The organism is Stenotrophomonas sp. 3diitr2024 (assembly GCF_042136455.1).
Lineage (GTDB): Bacteria > Pseudomonadota > Gammaproteobacteria > Xanthomonadales > Xanthomonadaceae > Stenotrophomonas > Stenotrophomonas sepilia.
Genome location: NZ_JBHHMJ010000656.1, coordinates 1 through 1,469, shown reverse-complemented (window position 1 = coordinate 1,469; position 1,469 = coordinate 1). Strand labels below are relative to the sequence as shown.

Below are 1,469 nucleotides of genomic sequence, written 5' to 3'. Positions count from 1 at the left end.
CTGTTCGGGCGGATCAAGGGAGAATCCGGTGTGGGCGCCAAGCTACATGGCGATCGTCGAGATCCAGGCTCGTACGGCGGCCCACGCCGGCTCTCGACACCTACGCTGACAGATTTCCATCAGATAAGGCTCGGTCGCCGCTTGCTCGTGTGCGCTGTCCTGCGCACACGGCAAGACCGGGGTTGGGCGTCTTGCCCAACCCGCCCGAGGCATGCCTCGGGCCCATGCGGCTCGCGCCCCCTCAACCGGACCCACCCCGCCTTCGACAGTTTCCCGCGAGCTGTTGGAACGGCATTCTGCTTTGGTGGGTGCCGACCGTTGGTCGGCACTGGGTCGGGCGTGTAGGGATGTCGATTTCAGGGACTGTGGTTCGTCGAATGAATGACTTCAACGGGAGCTGCAGATGAGCACTGACACCAAGCCGAAAGGCCCGGCCTCGTATTTCCCCTCCATCGAGAAGACCTACGGGCAGCCGGTGGCGCACTGGTTCGGGCTGCTGGCGGGGAAGAACGGCCTGAAACACATGGAACTGGTCAGCTTCCTGAAAAGTGAGCACGGTCTGGGCCATGGGCACGCCAACGCGCTGGTGGCGCACCATCTGGCCGGCAAGGGGTGACCGGCGGCCGGCGGAGCGGGCTGGGGCGCATTCAGCTGAACGATTTCATCTGCAACTGTCATGCAGATCGTGTCTAATACCGCTCCCCACCTGCTGTTCCCCACCCGCATGTCCCTTCCCTCCCATGGCCCCGCGCCGTGCGACGACGCTGACGGCCACCTGGTCACCGCCGGTCCGCTGACCCCGCCGCCCGACAGCGCCGGCACCACCGCCGACGACAAAGCGCTGCGTCACTCGATCGCCGAGGACGTGCAGGGCATGGTGCTGGCCACGATGGTGGCCTCGCTGGGCCTGGCCATCTTCGCCAAGGGCGGGCTGATGATCGGCGGCATGGCGGGCATGGCCTTCCTGCTGCACTACGCGATGGGCTGGAACTTCGGCCTGGTGTTCGTGCTGGTCAACCTGCCGTTCTACTGGGTGGCGCTGCGGCGCATGGGCTGGGAATTCACCCTGAAGACCTTCGCCGCGGTCACCGCCTGTGGCGTGCTGACCGACCTGCTGCCGCGCTGGATCGACTTCTCGCACATCAACCCGCTGTACTCGGCGATTGTCGGCGGTGCGTTGTCCGGCCTGGGCATCCTGTTCTTCATCCGCCACCGTGCAAGCCTTGGTGGCATCGGCATCCTGGCGGTGTACCTGCAGCGCACCCGTGGCTGGAGCGCGGGCAAGGTGCAGATGTCCTACGACGCGTGCCTGATGGTGGCCGCGTTCTTCGTGTTGTCGCCGTCGAAGGTGCTGTACTCGGCCATCGGCGCGGTGGTGCTCAGCCTGGTGCTGATGTTCAACCACCGCCCCGGCCGCTACATGGGCGTGTGACGTTCAACGGTGTTGCCGGCCAGCGGCCGGCACTACC

At 65.9% G+C, this 1,469-nt stretch carries 2 protein-coding genes; both read left to right on the top strand.

The window, feature by feature from the left end; translation table 11 throughout:
• Positions 1-403: 403 nt before the first annotated feature.
• Positions 404-616: a DUF4287 domain-containing protein gene (locus tag ABGA94_RS16900; RefSeq protein ID WP_197598428.1), complete on the top strand. Its 213-nt coding sequence runs from the start codon at positions 404-406 to the stop codon at positions 614-616.
• Between the two features lie 108 nt (positions 617-724).
• Entirely contained in the window at positions 725-1,432 is a 708-nt protein-coding gene (locus ABGA94_RS16895) for a YitT family protein (protein ID WP_005415543.1), read from the top strand.
• The last annotated feature ends 37 nt before the right edge of the window (positions 1,433-1,469 follow it).